This is a genomic window from Mesorhizobium sp. B1-1-1 (assembly GCF_006442955.1).
In the GTDB taxonomy this organism is placed as follows: Bacteria; Pseudomonadota; Alphaproteobacteria; order Rhizobiales; family Rhizobiaceae; genus Mesorhizobium.
Map to the genome: position 1 here is coordinate 98,231 of NZ_VFWW01000010.1, position 21,288 is coordinate 119,518.

The 21,288-nt window shown below is 64.1% G+C and carries 16 protein-coding genes; 11 read left to right on the forward strand and 5 right to left on the reverse strand.

Translation table 11 applies throughout. The annotated features are described in order from the left end of the window. The first annotated feature begins 26 nt into the window (after positions 1–26). A complete protein-coding gene (locus FJ986_RS21480) occupies positions 27–395 on the forward strand; it encodes a helix-turn-helix domain-containing protein (RefSeq protein ID WP_181165214.1) in 369 nt (122 codons plus the stop codon). A gap of 94 nt (positions 396–489) precedes the next feature. On the opposite strand, the gene FJ986_RS21485 is transcribed toward FJ986_RS21480, so the two are convergent. Both FJ986_RS21485 and FJ986_RS21490 read right to left on the reverse strand, forming a co-directional pair. Continuing rightward, positions 490–885: an acyl-CoA thioesterase gene (locus FJ986_RS21485; RefSeq protein ID WP_091579483.1), complete on the reverse strand. Its 396-nt coding sequence runs from the start codon at positions 883–885 to the stop codon at positions 490–492. A gap of 128 nt (positions 886–1,013) precedes the next feature. Next, complete coding sequence (locus FJ986_RS21490) at positions 1,014–1,955, reverse strand: phosphoribosylaminoimidazolesuccinocarboxamide synthase (RefSeq protein ID WP_140495979.1); 942 nt, start codon at positions 1,953–1,955, stop codon at positions 1,014–1,016. Positions 1,956–2,161: 206 nt separating this feature from the next. Here FJ986_RS21490 and FJ986_RS21495 point away from each other — a divergent pair, with 206 nt between their 5' ends. Genes FJ986_RS21495 through FJ986_RS21505 form a run of 3 tightly spaced genes read left to right on the forward strand, consistent with a single transcriptional unit; the run spans position 2,162 to position 5,903 of the window. After that, on the forward strand, positions 2,162–3,778 hold the full coding sequence (locus FJ986_RS21495) for a GMC family oxidoreductase N-terminal domain-containing protein (protein WP_140675564.1): 1,617 nt from the start codon (positions 2,162–2,164) through the stop codon (positions 3,776–3,778). Continuing rightward, positions 3,775–4,989: a mandelate racemase/muconate lactonizing enzyme family protein gene (locus FJ986_RS21500; RefSeq protein WP_140675566.1), complete on the forward strand. Its 1,215-nt coding sequence runs from the start codon at positions 3,775–3,777 to the stop codon at positions 4,987–4,989. The genes FJ986_RS21495 and FJ986_RS21500 overlap by 4 nt, the downstream gene beginning before the upstream one ends. Continuing rightward, the gene (locus FJ986_RS21505) at positions 4,986–5,903 is read left to right on the forward strand and encodes an NAD(P)-dependent oxidoreductase (RefSeq protein ID WP_140666110.1); all 918 of its coding nucleotides are present in this window, start codon (positions 4,986–4,988) and stop codon (positions 5,901–5,903) included. Before FJ986_RS21500 ends, FJ986_RS21505 begins: the two co-directional genes overlap by 4 nt. A 90-nt stretch (positions 5,904–5,993) precedes the next feature. On the opposite strand, the gene FJ986_RS21510 is transcribed toward FJ986_RS21505, so the two are convergent. After that, positions 5,994–6,932 (reverse strand): diacylglycerol kinase family protein, encoded by a 939-nt coding sequence (locus FJ986_RS21510; RefSeq protein ID WP_140666108.1) that lies wholly within the window; start codon positions 6,930–6,932, stop codon positions 5,994–5,996. Between the two features lie 796 nt (positions 6,933–7,728). Between FJ986_RS21510 and FJ986_RS21515 the strand changes: the two genes are divergently transcribed. From FJ986_RS21515 to FJ986_RS21525, 3 genes are all read left to right on the forward strand, one after another. After that, positions 7,729–8,859, forward strand: a complete 1,131-nt coding sequence (locus tag FJ986_RS21515; RefSeq protein WP_140666106.1) for a hypothetical protein — start codon at positions 7,729–7,731, stop codon at positions 8,857–8,859. 197 nt (positions 8,860–9,056) lie between these two features. Continuing rightward, positions 9,057–9,572: a hypothetical protein gene (locus FJ986_RS21520; RefSeq protein ID WP_140666104.1), complete on the forward strand. Its 516-nt coding sequence runs from the start codon at positions 9,057–9,059 to the stop codon at positions 9,570–9,572. A gap of 151 nt (positions 9,573–9,723) precedes the next feature. After that, positions 9,724–10,218: a DUF2314 domain-containing protein gene (locus tag FJ986_RS21525; protein WP_140666102.1), complete on the forward strand. Its 495-nt coding sequence runs from the start codon at positions 9,724–9,726 to the stop codon at positions 10,216–10,218. A gap of 16 nt (positions 10,219–10,234) precedes the next feature. Here the strand turns inward: FJ986_RS21525 and FJ986_RS21530 are convergent, their stop codons facing one another. Together FJ986_RS21530 and FJ986_RS21535 are read right to left on the reverse strand one after the other, a co-directional pair. Continuing rightward, the gene (locus tag FJ986_RS21530; protein ID WP_140666159.1) at positions 10,235–11,203 is read right to left on the reverse strand and encodes a DUF3137 domain-containing protein; all 969 of its coding nucleotides are present in this window, start codon (positions 11,201–11,203) and stop codon (positions 10,235–10,237) included. A gap of 164 nt (positions 11,204–11,367) precedes the next feature. Next, entirely contained in the window at positions 11,368–12,396 is a 1,029-nt protein-coding gene (locus FJ986_RS21535) for a CapA family protein (protein WP_140666100.1), read from the reverse strand. Positions 12,397–12,538: 142 nt separating this feature from the next. Between FJ986_RS21535 and FJ986_RS21540 the strand changes: the two genes are divergently transcribed. The 4 genes from FJ986_RS21540 (at position 12,539) to FJ986_RS21555 (ending at position 21,273) form a co-directional block, all read left to right on the forward strand. Continuing rightward, positions 12,539–13,792 (forward strand): hypothetical protein, encoded by a 1,254-nt coding sequence (locus FJ986_RS21540; protein ID WP_140666098.1) that lies wholly within the window; start codon positions 12,539–12,541, stop codon positions 13,790–13,792. Between the two features lie 618 nt (positions 13,793–14,410). Continuing rightward, the gene (locus FJ986_RS21545) at positions 14,411–16,042 is read left to right on the forward strand and encodes a DUF2778 domain-containing protein (RefSeq protein WP_140666096.1); all 1,632 of its coding nucleotides are present in this window, start codon (positions 14,411–14,413) and stop codon (positions 16,040–16,042) included. Between the two features lie 127 nt (positions 16,043–16,169). Further along, on the forward strand, positions 16,170–19,331 hold the full coding sequence (gene uvrB, locus FJ986_RS21550; RefSeq protein ID WP_140675569.1) for an excinuclease ABC subunit UvrB: 3,162 nt from the start codon (positions 16,170–16,172) through the stop codon (positions 19,329–19,331). 415 nt (positions 19,332–19,746) lie between these two features. Next, complete coding sequence (locus FJ986_RS21555; protein WP_140560623.1) at positions 19,747–21,273, forward strand: ABC-F family ATP-binding cassette domain-containing protein; 1,527 nt, start codon at positions 19,747–19,749, stop codon at positions 21,271–21,273. Positions 21,274–21,288: the final 15 nt, after the last annotated feature.

A 21,288-nucleotide genomic window follows, 5' to 3' on the forward strand; every position in this document is an offset into this window, starting at 1 on the left:
AACTTCATGCGCAAGGAGGCACCTTTTTGTTACTGAGGAACCCGCACAACACCGAAGACTGCCGTGCCGTTTCGGAAATCCTGCAGCGCGTCGGCGACAAGTGGACCGTGCTCGTCGTCGGCAAGCTCGGCGACGGACCGCTGCGCTTCAATGAGCTGCGCGCGGCTGTCGGCGGCATCTCGCAGAAGATGCTGACCACCACCTTGCGAGGGCTGGAACGCGACGGTTTCGTCACCCGCACCGTGTTCCCGACCATTCCGCCGCGCGTCGACTACGAGCTGACCGAACTCGGCCATGAACTGCTGGTCCCCGTCAGCGCGCTCGGCGAATGGGCGCGCAGGAACACCACGCGCGTGCGGGCCGCGCGTGCGAAATTCGATGGCCTGCATGGCTGAAATTCTACAGTCGTTCAGCAATCATTGACTGATTGTCTTCGTGTCCGCACCGCCGCCGCAGGGCTGAAAGACAGTTTCACAGCGGTCCCAGGCTTTAGCTTTCGGCCGGAACGGCCTTCGGCTTGCCCTCGCCGTCCAGCGCCACCATGACGAAATCGGCGTGCGTGACCTTTTCCATCAGGTCGGAGAGATAGCGCTGCGCCCAGGCCTCGACCTTGAGCGTCATCGAGGTGCGGCCGACGCGCTCGACATGGGTGTAGATGCACAGCGTATCGCCGATCTTCATCGGCTTGGCGAAGGACATCTCCTTGACCGCCGCCGTCACCACGCGGCCCTTGGCGCGCTCGGCGGCGCGGATGCCGCAGGCCAGGTCCATCTGCGCCATCACCCAGCCGCCGAAAATGTCGCCGGCGGCATTGGCGTCCGAAGGCATGGCCAGCGTGCGCAGCGTCAGATCGCCGATCGGCCGCCCGTCCGCGTAATGCACCATGCGAGTTATCCCCAGAGATTGACTGCCCTGATCCCGTATCGTCAAGGCGCCAACGCGTCAACGCGAGACGATCGCGATCCACGGCTCGGACCTTCATTTCGAGTCCCCCCGCAAGGGCTCGCGGCCTTCTAGAAATAGCGCTCGAGGTTCGCTCGAATGCGATCGAGAACAGTATGCCCGGAAACGTCAGGGACGAACGTCTTGCCGGTGATGGCCTCGTAAGCCTGCGCATAGACTTTGGAGGCCTGTTCGACGATCTCATCCGGGATTTCCGGAATAGGCTCCCTGTAGGGATCGCAGCGCGCCGTCACCCACGAGCGGATGAAATCCTTGTCGAAACTCTCCGGCCGAGTGCCGTTCGCCAGGGCCTGTTCGTAACTCCCGGCGATCCAGTACCGGCTGCTGTCGGGCGTGTGGATTTCGTCGGCCAGGATGATCGTCCTGTTTTGGTCGATGCCGAATTCGTATTTCGTGTCGGCGAGGATCAGGCCGCGTTCGGCGGCACGCGCCTGGCCGCGGGCGAACAGGTTCAAGGCGTAGCCCGAGACGGTGTCCCACTGCGCCTGGGTGAGCAGGCCCTGTTCGATGATCTCGGTCCTGGACAGCGGCTCGTCATGGCCGCCATGCGCGGCCTTGCTGGTCGGCGTGATGATCGGTTCGGCCAGCTTCTCATTGTCGCGCAGGCCGTCCGGCAGCCGCATGCCATACATGTCCCGTTCGCCGCGACGATAGCGGGTCAGGATCGAGGTGCTGGTGGTGCCCGCCAGATAGCCGCGCACGACGATCTCGACCGGCAGGATGTCGAGCCTGGTGCCGACGACGACATTCGGGTCGGGATATTCGAGAACATGGTTCGGGCAGATATCGGCGGTTTCCTCGAACCAGTACCGCGCCGTCTGCGTCAGGACCTCGCCCTTGAACGGGATCGAGGTCAGGATGGTGTCGAAGGCGCTGAGCCGGTCTGTGGCGATGATGATGCGCCTCCCGTCCGGGAGGTCGTAATTCTCGCGGACCTTGCCCTTGTAGTGACCCGGCAGTTCGGGAATGAAAGCATCCGACAGGACACGCATGGGATCTCCTGCCTTGCGCAGATTGGCCGATGTCCTCGCATAAGCTGTCGACCCCATGCGTATCAAGCGGGATTGTTAAGGGTTCCCCGCAACTGGATCCGGCATCGCGGTCGCTTTTTTCACAACGCATGCCGGAAGGCCCAGCGACGCGGCAAGCCCGCCCCGTCTAGGCTGCGGCCAGATTTCCGGAGCCGGCCATACCCATCATGCAGACCTACGACTTCATCATCGTCGGCTCCGGCTCGGCCGGTTCGGTGCTCGCCGATAAATTGTCGGCCTCGGACCGCTTTTCGGTGCTTGTGCTCGAAGCCGGCGGCAGCGACCGCCGCTTCTACGTGCAGATGCCGCTCGGCTACGGCAAGACCTTCTTCGATCCCACGGTCAACTGGAACTACAAGACCGAGCCGGATCCCGGTCTTGGCGGCAATGTCGACCACTGGCCGCGCGGCAAGTTGCTTGGCGGGTCCAGCTCGATCAACGCCATGGTGTGGATCCGCGGCGCGCGCGAGGATTTCGACGACTGGCGCGACGCGGGCAATCCCGGCTGGGGCTATGACGACCTGCTGCCGGCCTTCAAGGCGCTGGAGGACAATGAAGCCGGGGCCGACAGATGGCGTGGCAGAGGTGGCTCGCTGCACATCAGCGATACGTCTGATGCCGTCCACCCGCTGACGAGGCGCTACCTCGCCGCCGGCCAGCAGGCCGGCCTGCCGTTCAATCCCGATTTCAACGGCGCTGCACAGGAAGGCGTCGGCGTCTACCAGATCTCGACCCGCAACGGCCGCCGCATGTCGGCCGCGCGCGCCTTCCTGCGCCCGGCGATGAAGCGCGCAAACGTCCGTGTCGAGACCAACGCGCTGGCAAGCCGCATCCTTTTCGAAGGCAAGCGTGCGGTCGGCATCGAATATCTGCAGAAGGGCCAGACGAAGACGGCCCGCGCCGGCCGCGAAATTATCCTGTCCGCCGGCTCGATCAACTCGCCGCAGCTTTTGCAGCTCTCCGGCATTGGCCCGGCGGCGCTGCTCAACGGGTTTGGCATCCCGGTCATTCACGCCAACGAGAATGTCGGCGCCAATCTGCAGGACCATGTCGGCATCAACTACACCTTCAAGGGCAGGCTGCCGACGCTGAACCAGATCCTGCGTCCCTGGTGGGGCAAGCTCATGGTCGGCATGCAATACATCCTGACGCGTTCTGGCCCGCTGTCGCTGTCGATGAACCACGGCGGTGGCTTCTTCCGCACCGACCCGGCCTTTTCGCGCCCCAACATGCAGCTCTATTTCCAGGCGTTTTCGACCGTCATCCCGAAGAGTGGCGAGCGCCCGATCCTGACGCCGGACCCTTGGCCTGGCTTCTCCATCGGCTTGTCCAACTGCCGCCCGTCGAGCCGCGGCGAGATCATGATCCGCTCCAGCAATCCGTTGGACCATCCCAAGATCGTCGCCAACGCCTATTCAACCAATGCCGATGTCGAGGAGATGCTGGCGGCGGTGAAATTCGTGCGCAAGATCGCCTCGATGCCGGCTATGGCCGAGATCATCGCGGAGGAGGTTTTGCCAGGCCCATCAATCACTTCGGACGCCGACCTGATCACGGATTTCAGGAAACGCTCCGGCACCGTCTATCATCCGGTTTCGACCTGCCGCATGGGACCCGATCCCGCGCGCGCCGTGGTCGATCCGCGGCTCAAGGTACATGGGCTGGAAGGCTTGCGCGTGATCGACGCCTCGATCTTTCCCGACAACATCACCGGCAACACCAACGCCGCCTCGATCCTGACCGGATGGAAAGGCGCCGAACTGGTTCTGGAGGACCAAGAATGAAGATCACCGACGTCAAGACCTGGGTTGTCGGCAATCCGCCGCCCGGCATCGGCGGCAAGTATTTCATCTTCGTCAAGCTCGTCACCGATGGCGGCGTGGTGGGATATGGCGAGGCCTACAACGCCACCTTCTCCGCCCATGTCACGGCCAGGATGGTCGAGGACATGGCCGAGCGCTATCTCGTCGGCCGTGATCCCCACGACATCGAGAATTTCTTTCGCCGCGCCTATTCCTCCGGCTTCACGCAGCGGCCCGACGTGTCCGGCATGGGCTGCTTCTCGGCGCTGGAAATGGCCTGCTGGGACATTATTGGCAAGGAAGCCGGCAAACCCGTCTTCAAGCTGCTCGGCGGCCAGGTGCATGAGACGCTGCGCTCCTACACTTACCTCTATCCGCATACCGGCAGCGTCCATTCCGAGGACGCCCCGGACGGCAGGAATGTCTACAACGACCCCGAAATGGCGGCGGCCTGCGCGCTCGAATATGTCGAGCAGGGTTTCAATGCCGTCAAGCTCGACCCGGCCGGTCCCTACACCGCCTTTGACGGCCACCAGCCGCGCCTGCTCGACATCGACGTCTCGACCCGCATGATCAAGGCGATCCGCGAGGCGGTCGGCACGCGTGCCGACATATTGTTCGGCACGCACGGTCAGTTCACCGCCTCCGGCGCCCTGCGCCTGGCGCGCGCCATCGAGCCCTATGACCCCTTGTGGTTCGAGGAGCCGGTGCCGCCCGACATGCCCGAAGTGATGGCACAAGTTGCCCGCGCGACCTCGATCCCGATCGCCACCGGCGAGCGCCTGACGACCAAGTTCGAATTCGCCCGCGTCATCGAGAACCGCGCCGCGACCATATTGCAGCCGGACCTCGGCCGCTCCGGCGGCATTCTCGAAACCAAGAAGATTGCCGCCATGGCCGAGGCCTACCACATCCAGATCGCGCCGCATTGCTATTGCGGACCGATCGTCGGCGCCGCCAACATCCAGCTGGCGGTGACGCTGCCCAACTTCCTGATCCTGGAATCGCTGAAGCAGTGGGACGGTTTCTACGCCACGTTGCTCAAGAAGAAGATCGAGTGGCAGGACGGCAACGTCATCCCGTCGAAGGAACCTGGCCTCGGCGTCGAACTCAACGAAGACGTCTGCGACGCCCATCCGTACACCGGCAAGGACCTGCATTTGCAGATGATGCAAACGCCGTTGATGCCGTGAGCGAAGGCTACGCCTTCGTCGGCCTTGGTCATCTCGGCGGCAAGCTAGCCGCCAGCCTGGTCCGAAATGGTTTTGCCGTCACCGTGTTCGACCGCGACCCGGCCGCTATCGAGCGCCTCGTGGCGCTCGGCGCTATCGCTGCCGGCAGCCCCGCCGAGGCGGCTGAGCGGGCGGGCAATGCCATCACCTGCCTGCCATCGCCGAGGGTCAGTGAGGCGGTACTCGCCGGTCCTGATGGACTGCTCAACGGCCTCCCCGCCGGCGGCACCTGGATTGAGATGTCGACCAATGGCCGCGACGAGATCGTGCGCCTCGCGGGCCTTGCCTCGGCCAGGGGAATCGAGACCTTGGAATGCCCGGTCACCGGTGGCGTGCATCTGGCGGCGGCCGGGAAAATCACCGCGCTGGTCGGTGGCGATGCCGATCTTTACGGGCGTCATCGCCCTGCCATCGATGCGATGTGCGCGAAGTCGTTCCTGATGGGCCCGATCGGCTCGGCGGCGGTGATCAAGGTCATCACCAACATGCTGGCCTTCATCCATCTCGTCGCCGCCGGTGAGGCGCTGATGCTGGCCAGGCAAGGCGGGCTCGACCTCGCCCAAGCCTATCACGCCATCGTCGCCTCCTCCGGCAACAGCTTCGTCCACGAAACCGAAAGCCAACTCATCCTGAACGGCTCCTACGACATCGGCTTCACCATGGACCTGGCGCTGAAGGACCTCGGCTTCGCGCTCGGCCTGGGTCGGGATTTCGGTGTGCCGGTGGAACTGGCATCGCGCGTCAATGCGATTTTCGAGCAGGGCAAGGCGGCTTACGGCGGCGGCGCCTGGTCGACCCAGATCGTCAAATTGCTCGAGGACGCTGTCGGCGCCGACCTGCGCGCGCCCGGTTTTCCGTCCAAACTGGAAATCTGAATCCGGGAAACTTGAAGCGGTTTCAAAAGGTTGAGCGCTCATCTGGAATCAGGACCGGAGCGACCTGAATCAAAGCCGCAACGTCTTGATTCAATATCTGAGCGTCAGAGCGCCGGGCAGGATCTCGAAGGTCGCTGGTATGCGCCCGGGCGACTCGCCGTCGATGTCGACCAGCGCGCCGTTCTTTTCCACGTCGCCGAGCGGTTCGACAACCACTTTCTTGCCGCGCAGGATGGTGATGGCCGGATGGTTGCGATGCCTGCCGCCATAGAGCAGGCGGATATCCCAGATCAGCTTCAGCTTGCTGGCCGCGCGCAGGATGACGATGTCGAATTGGCCGTCGGTCAGTTCGGCGTCCGGCGCGATCATCATGCCGCCGCCGAAGAATTTGCCATTGGCCACCGCGACCAGCGCCATGCGCGCCTCGACCGGCGCGCCGTCATCGACTGAAATCGTTACATCCTGGAACCGGTAGCGGGCGAATTCGACCACGGTGCGACACAGGAACAACGTCTTGGCCGCAACCTTGCCCTTGCGCTTGTCGGCGTTGACGGCGCGATCGGTAGCGCCCGAGAGCCCCAGGCTCGCAATGTTGACGAAGTGCCGGCTGGCCAGCGCGCCATGGTCGTCGATATAGCAGATGCGCCCTGCATCGACCGCCCTGCTCTTGGCCCCGGCGATCAGCTTCAGCGTCGCGTCCACCTCCTTCGGCAGGCCGAGCCCGCGCGCGAAATCGATACCCGTGCCGCACGGCAGCAGACCGAGTTCGGGCGCGCGGCCGTTTTCCTTGGACGCCTGCAACAGGCCGTCGGCCACCTCGCTGGCCGTGCCGTCGCCACCGGCCGCGATCACCAGGTCGAACCCGTTTGCCGCGAGGTCGAGCGCCAGCCTTTCGGCATCGCCTTCGGCCTGCGTTTCGCGCAGTTCGAAATCGCCGAAGTGATTTTTCAACGAAGCGGCGACCTCGGACCAGTGCCGTTTCAGCCAGCCGCCGCCGGCAATCGGATTGAGCACCACCCCGACCTTCAATGCGCATCCCTCCCCGCAAGGCGCCAGGCACGCACTGCCCGATCCTTTGCCGGCATTGAAGCCCGCGCCCGTCGGCTGAGCAATAGGCGCTCTCGGTTCGCGTGCCGAAAAAGCAGGGCAGGCTGTCCAAGGCCTTGGAGGGCGAAATTCCGAGACTTCTGGCAATGGTCCCCGATAATCCCGCTATCCACAGGCCCGCGGGCATTCCCCAACATCCTTGGCCGGCGTAAGTTTAACCCATCTCAGGCGGCTACCAATCGCCCAGCCGAAAGGCGAAAGTGAAAGGCGGATTTCCTGAGGCCCGTACGGCCCGAAGCGAGAGCAGGCTCGCCTGCTTCGAGGGACGGAAGCCGAGACCTACGGGGCCGCGGAAAGCGTGCCAACGCCGACGGCGGACCGATGCTGCCATGAAGGACGGCAAAAACCTTCGATGGCCGCAGGGCAAAGCCCGCAAGGGTGGAGACCGGCGTGGTCTGGAACGGGCGCGGCCTTCGGGCGGCGACTGGCAGGACCGTCAAAATCAAGGCCGGCTTGGTGCGACGACTTTAGGGGAGTTGCTGCCGTGACCGTGTCCTGGTCTGACAGGGAGGCGCTGGGAGAAATCCCGGCGCCGACTGTCTTTTTGCTTCCCGCTCAAGCGCCTTCCCGGCGAAGTTGCGGGCGCCGCTTCACCGCGCGCCAAAATCGGTTAGTATCGCCCTGTCAGAGTCCGTTTGCGTTTGCTGGCGGGTTCGCTGAAGGGGGATACTTCATGACATTGATCCAGAAGCTTGCCGCCGCCATGGCCTGACCGGCCATGGTCCTGTTTCGCTTCATGAAGCGTATCATCAGGACGATCCTCTGGCTGATCGTCATCATTGTCTTGATCCCGATCGCCGGGCTGGCCTACGGTTTCCTGACGACGCCGTCGCTGGACAAGACACCGTTGCCGGGTATCGCCGAAGGTGCACCGCAGCCGGCGCTCGCCGCCAGGGTGCGCGCCGAAATCCCCGGCTACCAGCGACCTGAGGAATCGACCTTCCTCACCTACCCGGAATGGGCCATCGTCTATGCCGCGCGCGAATATGCCGGCTTCGTCGCCAAGGACCAGCCGAGCGGCTTTCCCTATTTCGCCTATGTCGGCCGCTTCTGGCAGGACTACGCCATGGTGATCCGCGCCAGCTCCGCCTACAAGTTCAACTACGCCAACCACCAGATGCCGGTCGTCATCGGCACCAGCCACACGATCGAGCATGCCGTGCAATGGGCTTATGAAAACACGGTCGGCCGCATCACCGAGGCGATTGCGGGCAGGCGCACGGCGACTGACATCTACCAGGGCAAGGTGGCGGCCGAATACGCCGCCTTCCTCGACCAGGGGCCGTGGTACCAGTTTCCCTATGCCGAGAAGCGCGCCGGGCTTTTCGCGGTCCAGCCGGCGCCGGGCGACAGCGCCGTGCGCTCCAGCGAACGAAAGCTTGCCTTCGGCCTCGCCGACACGATCAAGCAGTTCTATGCCAGCCTGATCAGGCAGGCACTCGCGGCAACGTCCGATCCGGCCTTGCTCGACATCCACGTCTGGGCCAAGGGACCGGTCGGCGAAGCGACGCGCAACGAAGCCGACACCTTGCTCGAACGCGACTACGGCCCCGACGGCACCGTTTTCGTCACCAAGCGCTACCAGATGTTCACCGACATGATTCCGCGCCTGATCGACAAGGGCGTCTCATTCGTCGAGATCGGCGGCAACGACGAGATCATGATCACCGTGCTCTCCACGGATTCGATCGCCGTCCCCGAAGGCATGCGCATCCTGTTCAGCTATCCGCTGCCGGCCGATCCATCGTCACGCCGCACCGGCATGGTCGTAGCCGTACCCAAACTGCATCTGGTATTGCCGGCGCTGATCAAGTCAGGCGCCAGGCTGGAGCACGTCTACGACTACTGAGGCCTTTCGGCCACGGTGCGCGGAGAACGGCTGTGTCGAGCGCCCGCCACGCTCATTTCACAATCGCGGCCAAATCCCGCCTTGTTCACGCGCGATGGACTGTCGCATGTCGCCCAAAGCGTGCCCGCGGGCTGCACCCAGTGGGTCGCGACTGCATCTGAATGGGCTGCCGAGGGGCACATCGAGGGGACGAGACCGTGATCAAGACCGCCCTTGTCGCCATGACCATCGTCGGCTGCGACTGCGACGCCAAGCTTTGCGAATATATCGGCGAGACGCCGGCCAAGTGGTCGACCATCGCCGAGTGCGAAGCGGCGATGAAGAGCCAGATGCTGCACGAGCGCAATTTTAACTATCCGCTCGTCTCTGGCATCTGCCGCGCGAAAGGCTCTGCGTCCTCCTCGCAACTGGCCGCGACCGCTTCGCGCCCGGAGTTGAAGTCCGCCAGCCGCGCCGTTGAGCCGACGCTGCCGCCCGAGCTGAGCCACAGGCCGACGGTCCCGGTCGGCTCGCCGACGACGGCGATGGAAGCGGCCGCCGCGCGGCCGGTCGCCTATGAACAGGTGGTCGATGGCGGCACCGGCGTGCTCTATCGTACGAAAAACGGCTATGCCGTCGTCAAGACCGATCTTGGCCGCGCCGTATCGGCGACCGCCGACATGGCCAAGCGTTCGGCCAACTGGCTGGCTGGCCTGGTGCCGAGCAAGCTGTAGGGACGAAGCTTTCTTCACCGGCGTCACCATGCCGGTCTGTCATCGACGGTCGCCGCCACCTTGGACCTGAAGAGACAAGACTCGCGCAAAGGTTGCAAACCGGATGGGGATGCAGCATTGTGTCGACCGCAACGATGAAGGGGGGCCTTCCATGAAACCAGCGGTCCGAATTGCCGCAGCCTTGATGCTGGCGCTTGCTCCGGGATCGGTCGGCGCGCAAGGCGTGGATCCGGGTGACGACAAGGGGATCATCTTCGCTCCGGGCGATCCCGACATGGCTGCGGCGACCAAGCAGGCGCTCGCTGGCCTGGATGAATTCCTGGCACTGTCCGAAATGCCTCCCTCCGGCACAGGCAGGTTCAAGTTGAAGGTCAAGGTGCGGGATGGGCAAGTCACCGAGCACTTCTGGGTCATACCGTTCCGCCGTGCCGGGACAGGGTTTGTCGGCATATTGGCCAATGAGCCGGAGGCAGTGCGCAACGTCGTGCTCGGCCAGAACATAGAATTCACCAGAGACGACATTTCCGACTGGGGATATACGCGAGACGGCCATCAGGTCGGCAGCTTCACGATCTGCGTGATGTTCAAGCGAATGTCGAAAGAAGAGGCGGACAACATGCGCGAAAAGTACGGCTTCGATTGCTGACGGGAACGCCGGCTGATCAAGCCGCTTCGTCCCTGGCGCCGATCTTGCGCACCAGCGCTGCCGTCGCCAGCATCGCGCCCATATCCGATATCATCGGCGCGACATGGGTCTGGTAGTCCAGTGGCACCGAAATGGCGGGCAATTCGAAGAAATTCTTCGCCTGCGGCAGGAGCAGAAAACCGTCGCTGCCGTTGAGGGCCACGCGCGCGGGTTCCTCCGGCCAGGTTTCGCCCAGCCATTTCAGCGCTTGCGTCAACCGGCCGGTCACCAATGGCTGCGCCGCCTCGGCATTGTCGGTGCGGAACTCATAGGCGGCATCCAGTTCCGGCACGCCGGATGACAGTTCCTGCATCTTGCTGGCGAACATTCCACGGAAGAAGCGGACGACGGCATTGGTCCGCCGCGTCGCCACCAATATTCCCGGAAACGGTTCGATGGCTTCGAAGGCGACGATCACGCCTTTGAAGGCCGTCGATGAGCCCTTGCCTGTCCCTTCCCGCAGTTCCGCTTCGTAGAGCTCGAACGGAAACTCTTCGTAGCGGCCGGAAACGACATCGTCGAACGACTGCCGGTTGAACGGCCCGACCGCCTCGCGCGGCAGCCGGTCGAAGGAATTTGGCCGCCCGCCATGCGCGTAGCGCACGTCGCGGATGAAGCCGAAGATGATGGGCAGCAGTGTTTGGCGAAATGATTGCTGCAGCCGCGTCGCCGGCTTCATCGCCTGGAAATAAAGCAGGATCGAAACCGCGAAACCGACGACATAGAGGAACACATGCGGCGTCGAGAACCATTGCTCGTTGGGATCGGCGACCTTGTTGAACAGCCAGGCGATCAGCACCACCGTCGCCAGCACCAAACCGACGAACAGCGGCACCCGCCAGCGTACCTGCCGCACCACGGAGGCCCGCGCCGCTTCATAAGCCTCGATGTTTTTCCGGATGCCGGCAACCACGGCGTCGCCAGGTATGAAATCCGCTGTTTCCACCGCCACCCCCGCTTGCCTGGACCGGTTCATGATAGCCGGTTTTGTCTGAAGTATCGACTGTAGCGCCTCTTCAACAGATGCTTGCGCCGCCTCTTCATTCGCCAATCATCAGCGCTTGGAAAAGCGCCGACATGGCGATCTTGGCCAATGTCCACCACCTGTAGTTACGGAAAGACCGCGCTCAACCGCCTCTCCACCTTGTCACGCATGCGGCCCTCCAATCCTTCCACCGGCGCCAGCCGCTCATGATCCCCGGCGCGCAGCCGCACAAAGGGATGCATCCGGTAGGAAATGACTGACCCCCGCGTTCCCGCATCGGCGCTGACGTCGGCGACAAGAATCCCGCCAATGCGTCCCGGCCAAGGCTGGCGGATAAGGGCGGTTCCGAGGAAATCGCCAAGTCCATAGGCGACAATCGTATCGCCGATCCGCTCCACCGGCTGCACGACATGGGCGTGGTGGCCGGCGATCAGCCCGACGCCCTGCCCTGCCAGGCGCCTCGCCAGTCTCCGCGTTTCGGCGCGCGGAAAGTGGCGGAACTCCCAATCCCAATGCGGCACGGCGCAGAGGAGATCGAACCCGTCACCTCGCAGGTGGGCAATATCGCCGGCCATCGAAACGCGGCCGGCGAACAGGTCCTCGCCCGCATTGCGCCACAGCGTGAAGGCGGCGAACCCGACAGTCAGCGGCCCGACTTCGACAGGCTGCACCGGGCTGTTGCCGGCGAGGCCAATAGTGCCGATACCGAGCCGCTTCAGCGCCGCCACGGTCTCATCGAAACCGGCGACGCCCTGGTCGAGCACATGGTTGTTGGCCAGCGACAGCACCAGTCTTTCACGCGAGATGCCGACTGCCGCCAACGCGTCGCCGAGAAAGCGCTCGCTCATCGCGTGATGGGTGCCGAGCCTGGTGCCGAGCACGGCGCTTGGCTTGTCCACGATCGGGCTTTCGCAATTGCCGATCACCAGGTCGGCCGCGCCAAGCAGCGTTTTGATCACCGGATCACAGTCGGGCGCGCTGCGGTTGGCCACCGCCGAAATGTCGCCGACGAAGGCGAGCCGCACCGTCCGTTTCGGCGCCCGATCCACCATCGTTCCGGCCACGGGCGCGAAGCCTTGCACACCACCGGCCAGCGACGGTTTCAGGAATCGCGGCAGCCACGACAGTTTGTAGGAGAGCGGATAGTTCGACACGCGATGTCCAATCGTTTGCCCTGTGTAGACCGTCCGCCGGGCGCGTTGAAGCCAGCCAATGACAATCATGCGTCAGGGCCGGCAGACGCGGCATTGCAAATGCGTGTATGATTGCCGGCACGACGCGCATGGGAGGGGGAAAATGACACCACTGGCAAGTCTGCTGGCATTGGCACTTGCTCTGGTTCTGCCGATGTCTTCGGCGCAGGCCGCCATGCCCGAAACCGCGGCCGCTCTGTTCGAGGCCAAAACCGTGGTCGCGCGCGACACGGCGCTCTCGACGCTGGAGGCAGCCGCATCCACCGACCCGGCATCCGCCTATGCCGCCGGCGCCGGCGAATTCTTCACCGCGCTGGAATTGCTGGCCAGCGGCCTGCACCGCCACGGCTTCGAGAGCCCGCGATCCTTCATGCTGCCGCTGATGCGGCTGCCTGTGCCGGAAAACCCGAACCCCGAACCGCTGACCTACGAACAGTTCCGCGCCATATTGGTCGCCTTCCGCAACCGGCTCGAGAAATCCGCAGCCACGCTGGGCTCGGTGCCTGCCGATGCCGATATCGGCATTGTCATTGACCTCACCCAAGTCGGCATCGACCTTAACGAGGACGGCACGATCTCGCCGGACGAAAGCATTGCCGCCATAATGGCCTCGCTGTCGCGCGGCGTGGCGCCCGACGATGCCGCGCCTGCGCTCACCTTCCGCTTCGACCGCGCCGACGGTTATTGGCTGCAGGGCTATGCCGAGTTCCTGATGGCGCAGGCCGATTTCTGGCTGGCGCATGATTTCAGGAGCACGTTCGACGGTTCCTTCCACATGCTCTTCCCGCGCGCAAAACTGCCGTTGCAGGACATCCTCGTTCCGCCGGCTGGCGACATGGGCAGCAGCATCTTCTCCTCGGAATGGCGCATCGCCGATTTCATCTCGCTGGTGCATCTTGTCAACTGGCCGGTGGTCGAGCCCGAGCGGCGGCAGGCGGCGCGCCGTCACCTGCTGGAGATGATCCGGCTGTCGCGCGAGGACTGGAAGGCGATCCGCGCCGAGACCGACAATGACCGCGAATGGCTGCCGGGACCGCAACAGAAGGGCGAAAACCCGCTCACCGGCCTCGAAGTCGGAGAGCAGCAGGTCGCGGCCTGGCTCGCCACCTTGACCATGGCCGAGGACCTGCTCGAAGGCCGCGTGCTGCTGCCGCATTTCCGCATCACCGGCAAGGGCATCAACATGAAGCGCTTCTTCGACGAGCCGAAACCCTTCGACCTGGTGCTGTCGATCACCGGCCCGGCCATCGCGCCCTATCTCGAAAGCGGCAGGATCCTGACCAGCGACGATTTCGACCAGATCCAGAGCGAGTTCGGCGGCGGTGGCTTCCTGACGTTTGCGCTGTGGTTCAACTGAGGGCCCAAGAGGGCTGCGTTCCTGGGCGGTCAGCGCCAGCCCCCCACCCGGACCTGCGGTCCAACCTCCCCACAAGGGGGAGGTAGAAGCTCCATTGCAAACCCTAGAAAATCGCGCCTTGGTACAGCACCGCTTCCGCCTCCTCCGGCGCGAACCGCCGCGCCAACACGGTGGCCGATCAATGGTCGCCGCGAAACCGTGGTACGGGCCGGTTATCTGCGGCGGGCGGGTAGCAGTTTTGGGGCGACGCGCTGGGCCTTCTCGGGAGTACGGAATGACACGCGCCACCGTCGCGGCCCCGCTGAAACGGCCATTCGCTTCAACTAGCGAGAGCTGTTTTGCTTGACTCGGCCGTTAAAAGCAGGCAGCAAAATACTCTTGGAAGGGCTGCAATACCGCGTTCATGGTCGTGGACGAGCCTTTTTTGGCACAAAGTCCACGTCTCTCGGTTGGTTTTGAGAGGGATTGGTTAACCAACTTTGTCCATATTTTGAAGCAATCGGCAACCAAAGACAGGCGCGGCAAACGCGTCGGGGACCACCTGGGATCACTCACAGAATGGTCGTCGCGGCTATCACAGCCGCGGACGTGGGAGCCGATTGGAGCAAGATTGGTTGAATGGCGTTCTTGAGTAAGAAAATTGTCGGGGACAGGCGTTGGGACGGCGAAGCTGCCGACAACGCGTCACGTGCCTCATCCTTCAACTCTAAGCGGATCGTCCGCTGGGTCGCCGTGCCCGGCGTCAGCGCTGCCGTTGGCCTGTGGCTGGTCGGGACAATGGCTGGTCTGAGCTCAGTCGGCGCTTCGCTGTGGTCGACGTCGAGTGTCCTGCCGCAGAGGCTGGCCATGCCGGGCTCGCTCGCTCTTGCCGATCCGCTGAAACAGCATTTCCTGATGCCCGCTGCGCCATTCGCACTGGCCAACGCCGATGGCGGCACGCAGGCGCTGCAGAACCACGCCGTGCAATGCGGCTCCGGATGCTTCAGGCTGGCCGCGCTCGCTCCTCGGGCGGAAAAGTCGGCGCGCCTCGTGGCCGCGTCCACGGCACACCCTGTCCCGGTCGCCAAGACGACCTCGCAGGAGCGCTTCGAGCGCATGGAAGCATCTCTCTCGCCAAGCAAGCTCGCCGCCGCCTTCGCCAACGCGGCCAAGCCCGTGGCCACGGCCGGCGCACCCGCCCGTCCTATCATCTCGACCTCCGCTCCACAGGTCGCCAAGGCATCGCTGGTGCCGGGCGCCAAGCTCATCGCCAGCCTGTCTGAAGACTTGCCGGCACCCGCGGCGGAGCGCTTCGCCCGGATCGACACCGGCTCGGTGGTTGTTCAGACAGCGCCGCAGCCGATGCATTTTGCCCAGCCGGATACCGGCACGCCGGACAATTCGCAACTGGCCCTCGCGCTCGCCCGCTCGCTGCCGGTCGAGGACGAGGCATTCGCCTCGCCATTGCCGATGACGGAGTCTTCGGCCGATGTCGCGGTTTCGCCTGTTGAAATCCAGCAGGAACAGCCGGGCGATGCCGCGGCCTTGCCCGACGCGCTCACCGATGACGTGCCGCTGCCGACCCGTCGGCCGCAATTCGACGCGCCGGAGCCGTTGAAGTCCGTGGAGCAGGAAAAGCCGACTCAACAGCCCAAGGTCGTGCAGCAGAAGCCGGCACCTCAGACAAAGCCGGTCCAGCAAGCCCAGCCGGCAAAGCCGGCCCGGCAGGGCCGGCCGGCGGATGGCGGCGACGCGTTGGCCTATGCGAAGCCAGACACGCCTTCGGGCGGCCTCGGCCAGGCGTTCAGGAACCTGTTCAACGCGCCGGGCGGCTCCAGGAGCGGAGCCGGCAGCGGTGTCGCCATCTATGACATCAGCGCCAAGACCGTCTACATGCCCGACGGTTCGAGGCTCGAAGCGCATTCGGGCATCGGCGCCATGGCGGACCAGCCGCGCTATGCCGATCAGAAGAACCGCGGACCGACACCGCCCAATACCTACAATCTGTCGCTGCGCGAGTCGCGCTTTCATGGTGTCGAGGCTTTGCGTCTGACACCCGTCGATGGCCGCAATAAATACAATCGTGACGGCCTGCTGGCCCACACCTACCTGCTTCGGGGCCGCTACGCACAGTCCAGTGGCTGCGTCGCCTTCAAGGACTATGCGCGCTTCCTCGCCGCCTTCAAGAAGGGCAAAATCAAGCGCCTCGTCGTGGTGCCGCGCCTGAACGGATCGCCGACACGCGTGGCGGACAACGCACGCGGCGCCTGACCGCAATCGGCAGGCATCACCGGCACTTGCCTCCTCCTGACAGCCTTCTGTCAGGAGCTGCATCTGGCGGTGCGCCTCGGCTGATCGCGCTCTTTCCATTTTCGCCAAGACCTCCCATATTCCGCCCATGGTCAAATCCACCGAAAAGAGAACGCCGTCGACGGCGAATGACGACCGCGCCGCGCCCAAGCGGCGCAGCCCGCTGACCGATTTCCTCGACGCCTCGGAACCGCTGCACAAAGGCGGCTTCGCCGAGATGCCGCAGCCCGAACTGTCGGGCACGCCGCTCACCGGTTCGGTCGCGGACTGGGCCGAGCAGATCGAGCAGGAAGCCGAACGCGAAGGGCGCCAGGCCGGCAAGGACGGCGGCAAGTCGCCGAAGCCATCGAAGAAGATCCCCGAGCGCTCCGCGGCGCCCGGGCGCACGGCGCGTGGCACCTCGATGGGCGGCGCGGCGACAGCCCGCGAGCGCGCGGCGGCCGGCCTCAATCCCGTCGCCGGCCTCGACGTCTCGCTCGAGGAAGCCGAGACGATGATGTCGAGCGGCGTCACCGCGACGGTGGCGGCTCTCTCGGCATTGATTGAATCCGGCAATCCGCTGCACAAGGACGGCGTGCTGTGGACGCCGCACCGGCCTGCCCGGCCGGAAAAATCCGAGGGCGGGATCATCATCAAGATGGTGTCGGATTTCGAGCCGGCCGGCGACCAGCCGACCGCCATCAAGGACTTGGTCGAGGGCGTCCAAAACAACGACCGCACGCAGGTGCTGCTCGGCGTCACCGGCTCGGGCAAGACCTTCACCATGGCCAAGGTGATCGAGGAGACGCAGCGTCCCGCCTTGATCCTGGCGCCGAACAAGACGCTGGCGGCGCAGCTTTATTCCGAGTTCAAGAAATTCTTCCCCGACAATGCGGTGGAGTATTTCGTCTCCTACTACGACTATTACCAGCCGGAAGCCTACGTTCCGCGCACCGACACCTTCATCGAGAAGGAATCCTCCATCAACGAGCAGATCGACCGCATGCGCCACTCGGCGACGCGCTCGCTGCTCGAACGCGACGACGTCATCATCGTCGCTTCGGTCTCCTGCATCTACGGTATCGGCTCGGTCGAGACCTATACGGCCATGACCTTCCAGATGCAGATCGGTGACCGGCTCGACCAGCGCGCTCTGCTCGCCGACCTCGTCGCCCAGCAATACAAGCGCCAGGACATCAATTTCGTGCGCGGCTCGTTCCGCGTGCGCGGCGACACGATCGAGATCTTCCCGGCCCACCTTGAGGATCGCGCCTGGCGCATCTCCATGTTCGGCGACGAAATCGAGGCGATCACCGAATTCGACCCGCTGACCGGCCAGAAGACGGGCGAGCTGAAAAGCGTCAAGATCTACGCCAATTCGCACTATGTGACGCCGCGCCCGACGCTGAACCAGGCCATCAAGTCGATCAAGGAAGAGCTCAAGCACCGTCTGGTCGAGCTCGAGCGCGCCGGCCGTCTGCTGGAGGCGCAGCGGCTGGAGCAGCGCACCCGCTTCGACCTGGAAATGCTGGAAGCCACCGGCTCCTGCGCCGGCATCGAGAACTATTCGCGCTATCTCACCGGACGTCAGCCGGGCGATCCGCCGCCGACACTGTTCGAATATATCCCCGACAACGCACTGGTCTTCATCGACGAAAGCCACGTCACCGTGCCGCAGATCGGCGGCATGTATCGCGGCGACTTCAGGCGCAAGGCGACGCTTGCCGAATACGGCTTCCGCCTGCCTTCCTGCATGGACAACCGGCCCCTGCGCTTCGAGGAATGGGACGCCATGCGCCCGCTCTCGGTCGCTGTCTCGGCAACCCCCGGCGGCTGGGAGATGGAGCAGTCCGGCGGCGTGTTCGCCGAGCAGGTCATCCGACCGACCGGCCTCATCGACCCGCCGGTCGAGGTGCGCCCGGCCAAGACCCAGGTCGACGACGTCGTCGGCGAGATCCGCGAGACGACCAAGGCCGGCTACCGCACGCTGGTCACCGTGCTGACCAAGCGCATGGCCGAGGACCTGACCGAATATCTGCACGAGCAAGGCGTGCGGGTGCGTTATATGCACTCCGATATCGACACGCTGGAGCGTATCGAAATCCTGCGCGATTTGCGCCTCGGCGCCTTCGACGTGCTGGTTGGCATCAACCTTTTGCGCGAAGGCCTCGACATTCCCGAATGCGGCTTCGTCGCCATTCTCGACGCTGACAAGGAAGGCTTTTTGCGCTCGGAGACGTCGCTGATCCAGACCATCGGCCGCGCCGCTCGCAATGTCGACGGCAAGGTCATTCTCTATGCCGACCAGGTCACCGGATCGATGGAACGCGCCATGGCCGAGACCAATCGCCGTCGCGAAAAGCAGATGGAGTGGAACGCCGCCAACGGCATCACGCCGGAATCGGTCAAGTCGCGCATCTCGGACATTCTGGATTCGGTCTACGAGAAGGACCATGTCCGCGCCGACATCTCGCAGTTCACCGACAGCGCCGGCGCCATGATGGGCAACAACCTCAAGGCCCATCTGGACGCGCTTGAGAAGCAGATGCGCGACGCCGCCGCCAACCTCGATTTCGAGAAGGCGGCCCGCATTCGCGACGAGATCAAGCGGCTGCGTGAGATGGAGATGTCGATCTCCGACGATCCGCTGGCCAAATACGCCGATATGGAAAGTCCGGTCTCGGGCCGCGAAAAAGGCAAGCACAACAAGGGCGTGGCCAGGCATCGTACATCGGAGGAACAGGAGCGTTTCCGCAAGCTCGACGAAGCACGCGCCGCCGAAGAGGCAGCCAAGGCTGCCCGGCCCAACCTCTTCCGCAAGCCCGATCTCGACGAGATGGGTGCCGATGGCGCGGTGCCGGTGAAGAAGCCGCTGTTCGCCAAACCGTCGATCGACGATATGGGTCCCGGCACCGACATGCCGACGCCGGCCGGTGCGGTGTCGCGCTCGCTGTTCAAGAAACAGTCGGCGTCCGAAGCACACGGCTCGGATTTCGGCATCCCCGGCGAGCCGACCAAACCACTGTTCAAGAAAAACTCTCTCGACGAGATGACCGTGCGTCGCACCGAGAAACCGGTCGAGGGAAAAGTGCCGGCGAAGCCACAGCCGATCTCCCCCGTTGTTGGGGCCGGTAGGACAGAGGGGGGCGCGAAGGAACGCGACGACAAACCAATCGTGCGCCAACGCGCCGGCATTGGTTCTTACGAAGCCCCCGGCGACGCCCGCCGCGAAAAGCGCCGGCCCGCAAAGACAGGAAGGCCCGGAAAGTAGTTCGTTCGAAATGCCGGCTGGACAGCGCCCCCTCTGTCCTGCCCGTCCTCCACAGCAGCTGCGCTGCAGCTGCGGAGGGTGGACCGGACATTTCCCCACGAGTGGGGAGATTGGCAGCTTCAGCGCCTCGCTCGACGCTACCCTCCTCTTGCCCAGCGCATGACCTTTGGTGTACTCAGTCCCCACACCCAAACGTCTTGAAAGGAGGGCTGCGTGTTTATCGATCACCATCGTCAGCGTGGCCCGATTTCCGCCCTGCGAGCTTGCTTGCAGGGCTGACCAGGGACGGTCCGGGTTTTTCCCGCTTCGATTTTTTGGTCTGCCCTTCGTGGTGCGCATTGCCGAGCCTGATGGCCGCTTGCGCACTGACAAAGTGCATTGAGCCGGACTTTCCGGATAGACCAGAGAAATCGACATGGCCCTGATCAGCCTCAAATCCCTCGGCGTCACGATGAGTGCGCCGCTCTTTTCCAATCTCGACCTCACCATCGGCAGCGGCGACCGGCTCGGCATCGTTGCCGCCAATGGTCGCGGCAAGTCGACCTTGCTCAAATGCCTGGCCGGCGAGATGGAGCCGACCTCCGGCGACATTACCCGCACGCGCGGCTTGCGCGTCGGCCATGTCGAGCAGTCCGTTCCTGCTGCCCTGCTTGGCCGCAGCTTTCATCAGGTGGTGGCTGACGCTTTGCCGCCCGAGCAAGCCGAAAGCGAACTATGGCGTGTCAATGTGGTGCTGGATTCGCTCGACGTTCCTGAGGCGATGCGCGAGCGAGAGATGCAGGCGCTGAGCGGCGGCTGGCAGAGGCTGGCACTGATCGCGCGTGTCTGGGTCACCGATCCCGACATGCTGCTGCTCGACGAACCGACTAACCATCTCGACCTTGCCCGCATCAGCCAGCTCGAAACTTGGCTGAACGCGCTACCGCGAGAGGTGCCGGTGGTGATCGCCAGCCACGACCGCGCCTTTCTCGACGCCGCCACCAACCGCACGTTGTTCCTGCGCCCGGACCAGTCGCCGGTGTTTTCCCTTCCCTACTCCCGCGCCCGGCAGGCCCTCGATGAGGTCGATGCCTCGACCGAGCGAAAATTCCAGCGCGACATGAAGGTGGCGCAGCAATTGCGACGCCAGGCCGCCAAGCTCAACAATATCGGCATCAATTCGGGCAGCGACCTTCTCACGGTCAAGACCAAGCAGCTCAAGCAGCGCGCGGAGCGACTTGAGGACGCGGCGGCCCCGGCGCATCACGAGAAGTCGGCGGGGGCGATCCGGCTGGCCAATCGCGGCACGCACGCCAAGGTGCTGATCACGCTCGACGACGCGGCGGTGGAAACGCCCGACGGCACGCTCTTGTTCAGGACCGGCAAGCGCCACATCTGCCAGGGCGACCGCATCGTGCTGCTTGGCCGCAACGGCGTCGGCAAGTCGCGCTTCGTCACGCTGATCCGCAACGCCATTATCGAACCCGACACGGTTCAGAACGTGAAGGTGACGCCGTCGACGGTGCTCGGCTACAGCGACCAGGCGCTGTCCGGCATCGGCGGCGACGATACGCCACTGGCGATGGTGTCGCGCCGTTACGATGTCGGCGAACAGCGCGCCCGCTCTCTGCTTGCCGGCGCCGGCGTCGGCATCGAGATGCAGGAGCGCAGGATCAGTGTGCTGTCCGGCGGCCAGAAGGCGCGGCTGATGATGCTGGCGCTGAGGCTCGCCAATCCGAATTTTTATCTGCTCGACGAGCCGACCAACCATCTCGACATCGACGGCCAGGAAGCGCTGGAGGAGGAATTGCTCAAGCACCAGGCAAGTTGCGTGCTCGCCTCGCACGATCGCTCCTTCATCCGTGCCATCGGCAACCGCTTCTGGCTGATCGAGAGGCGGCGGCTGACCGAAGTCGACGATCCCGAGGAGTTCTTCCGCTCAGTGGCTGAAGGGGCGGGATAGATCGGATTGTAAGTT

Coding starts and splice junctions, on each gene's coding strand:
- FJ986_RS21485 (WP_091579483.1), bottom strand. CDS start 885: ATGGTGCATTACGCGGACGGGCGGCCGATCGGCGATCTGACGCTGCGC.
- FJ986_RS21490 (WP_140495979.1), bottom strand. CDS start 1,955: ATGCGTGTCCTGTCGGATGCTTTCATTCCCGAACTGCCGGGTCACTAC.
- FJ986_RS21495 (WP_140675564.1), top strand. CDS start 2,162: ATGCAGACCTACGACTTCATCATCGTCGGCTCCGGCTCGGCCGGTTCG.
- FJ986_RS21500 (WP_140675566.1), top strand. CDS start 3,775: ATGAAGATCACCGACGTCAAGACCTGGGTTGTCGGCAATCCGCCGCCC.
- FJ986_RS21515 (WP_140666106.1), top strand. CDS start 7,729: ATGGTCCTGTTTCGCTTCATGAAGCGTATCATCAGGACGATCCTCTGG.
- FJ986_RS21525 (WP_140666102.1), top strand. CDS start 9,724: ATGAAACCAGCGGTCCGAATTGCCGCAGCCTTGATGCTGGCGCTTGCT.
- FJ986_RS21540 (WP_140666098.1), top strand. CDS start 12,539: ATGACACCACTGGCAAGTCTGCTGGCATTGGCACTTGCTCTGGTTCTG.
- FJ986_RS21545 (WP_140666096.1), top strand. CDS start 14,411: ATGGCGTTCTTGAGTAAGAAAATTGTCGGGGACAGGCGTTGGGACGGC.
- uvrB (WP_140675569.1), top strand. CDS start 16,170: ATGGTCAAATCCACCGAAAAGAGAACGCCGTCGACGGCGAATGACGAC.
- FJ986_RS21555 (WP_140560623.1), top strand. CDS start 19,747: ATGGCCCTGATCAGCCTCAAATCCCTCGGCGTCACGATGAGTGCGCCG.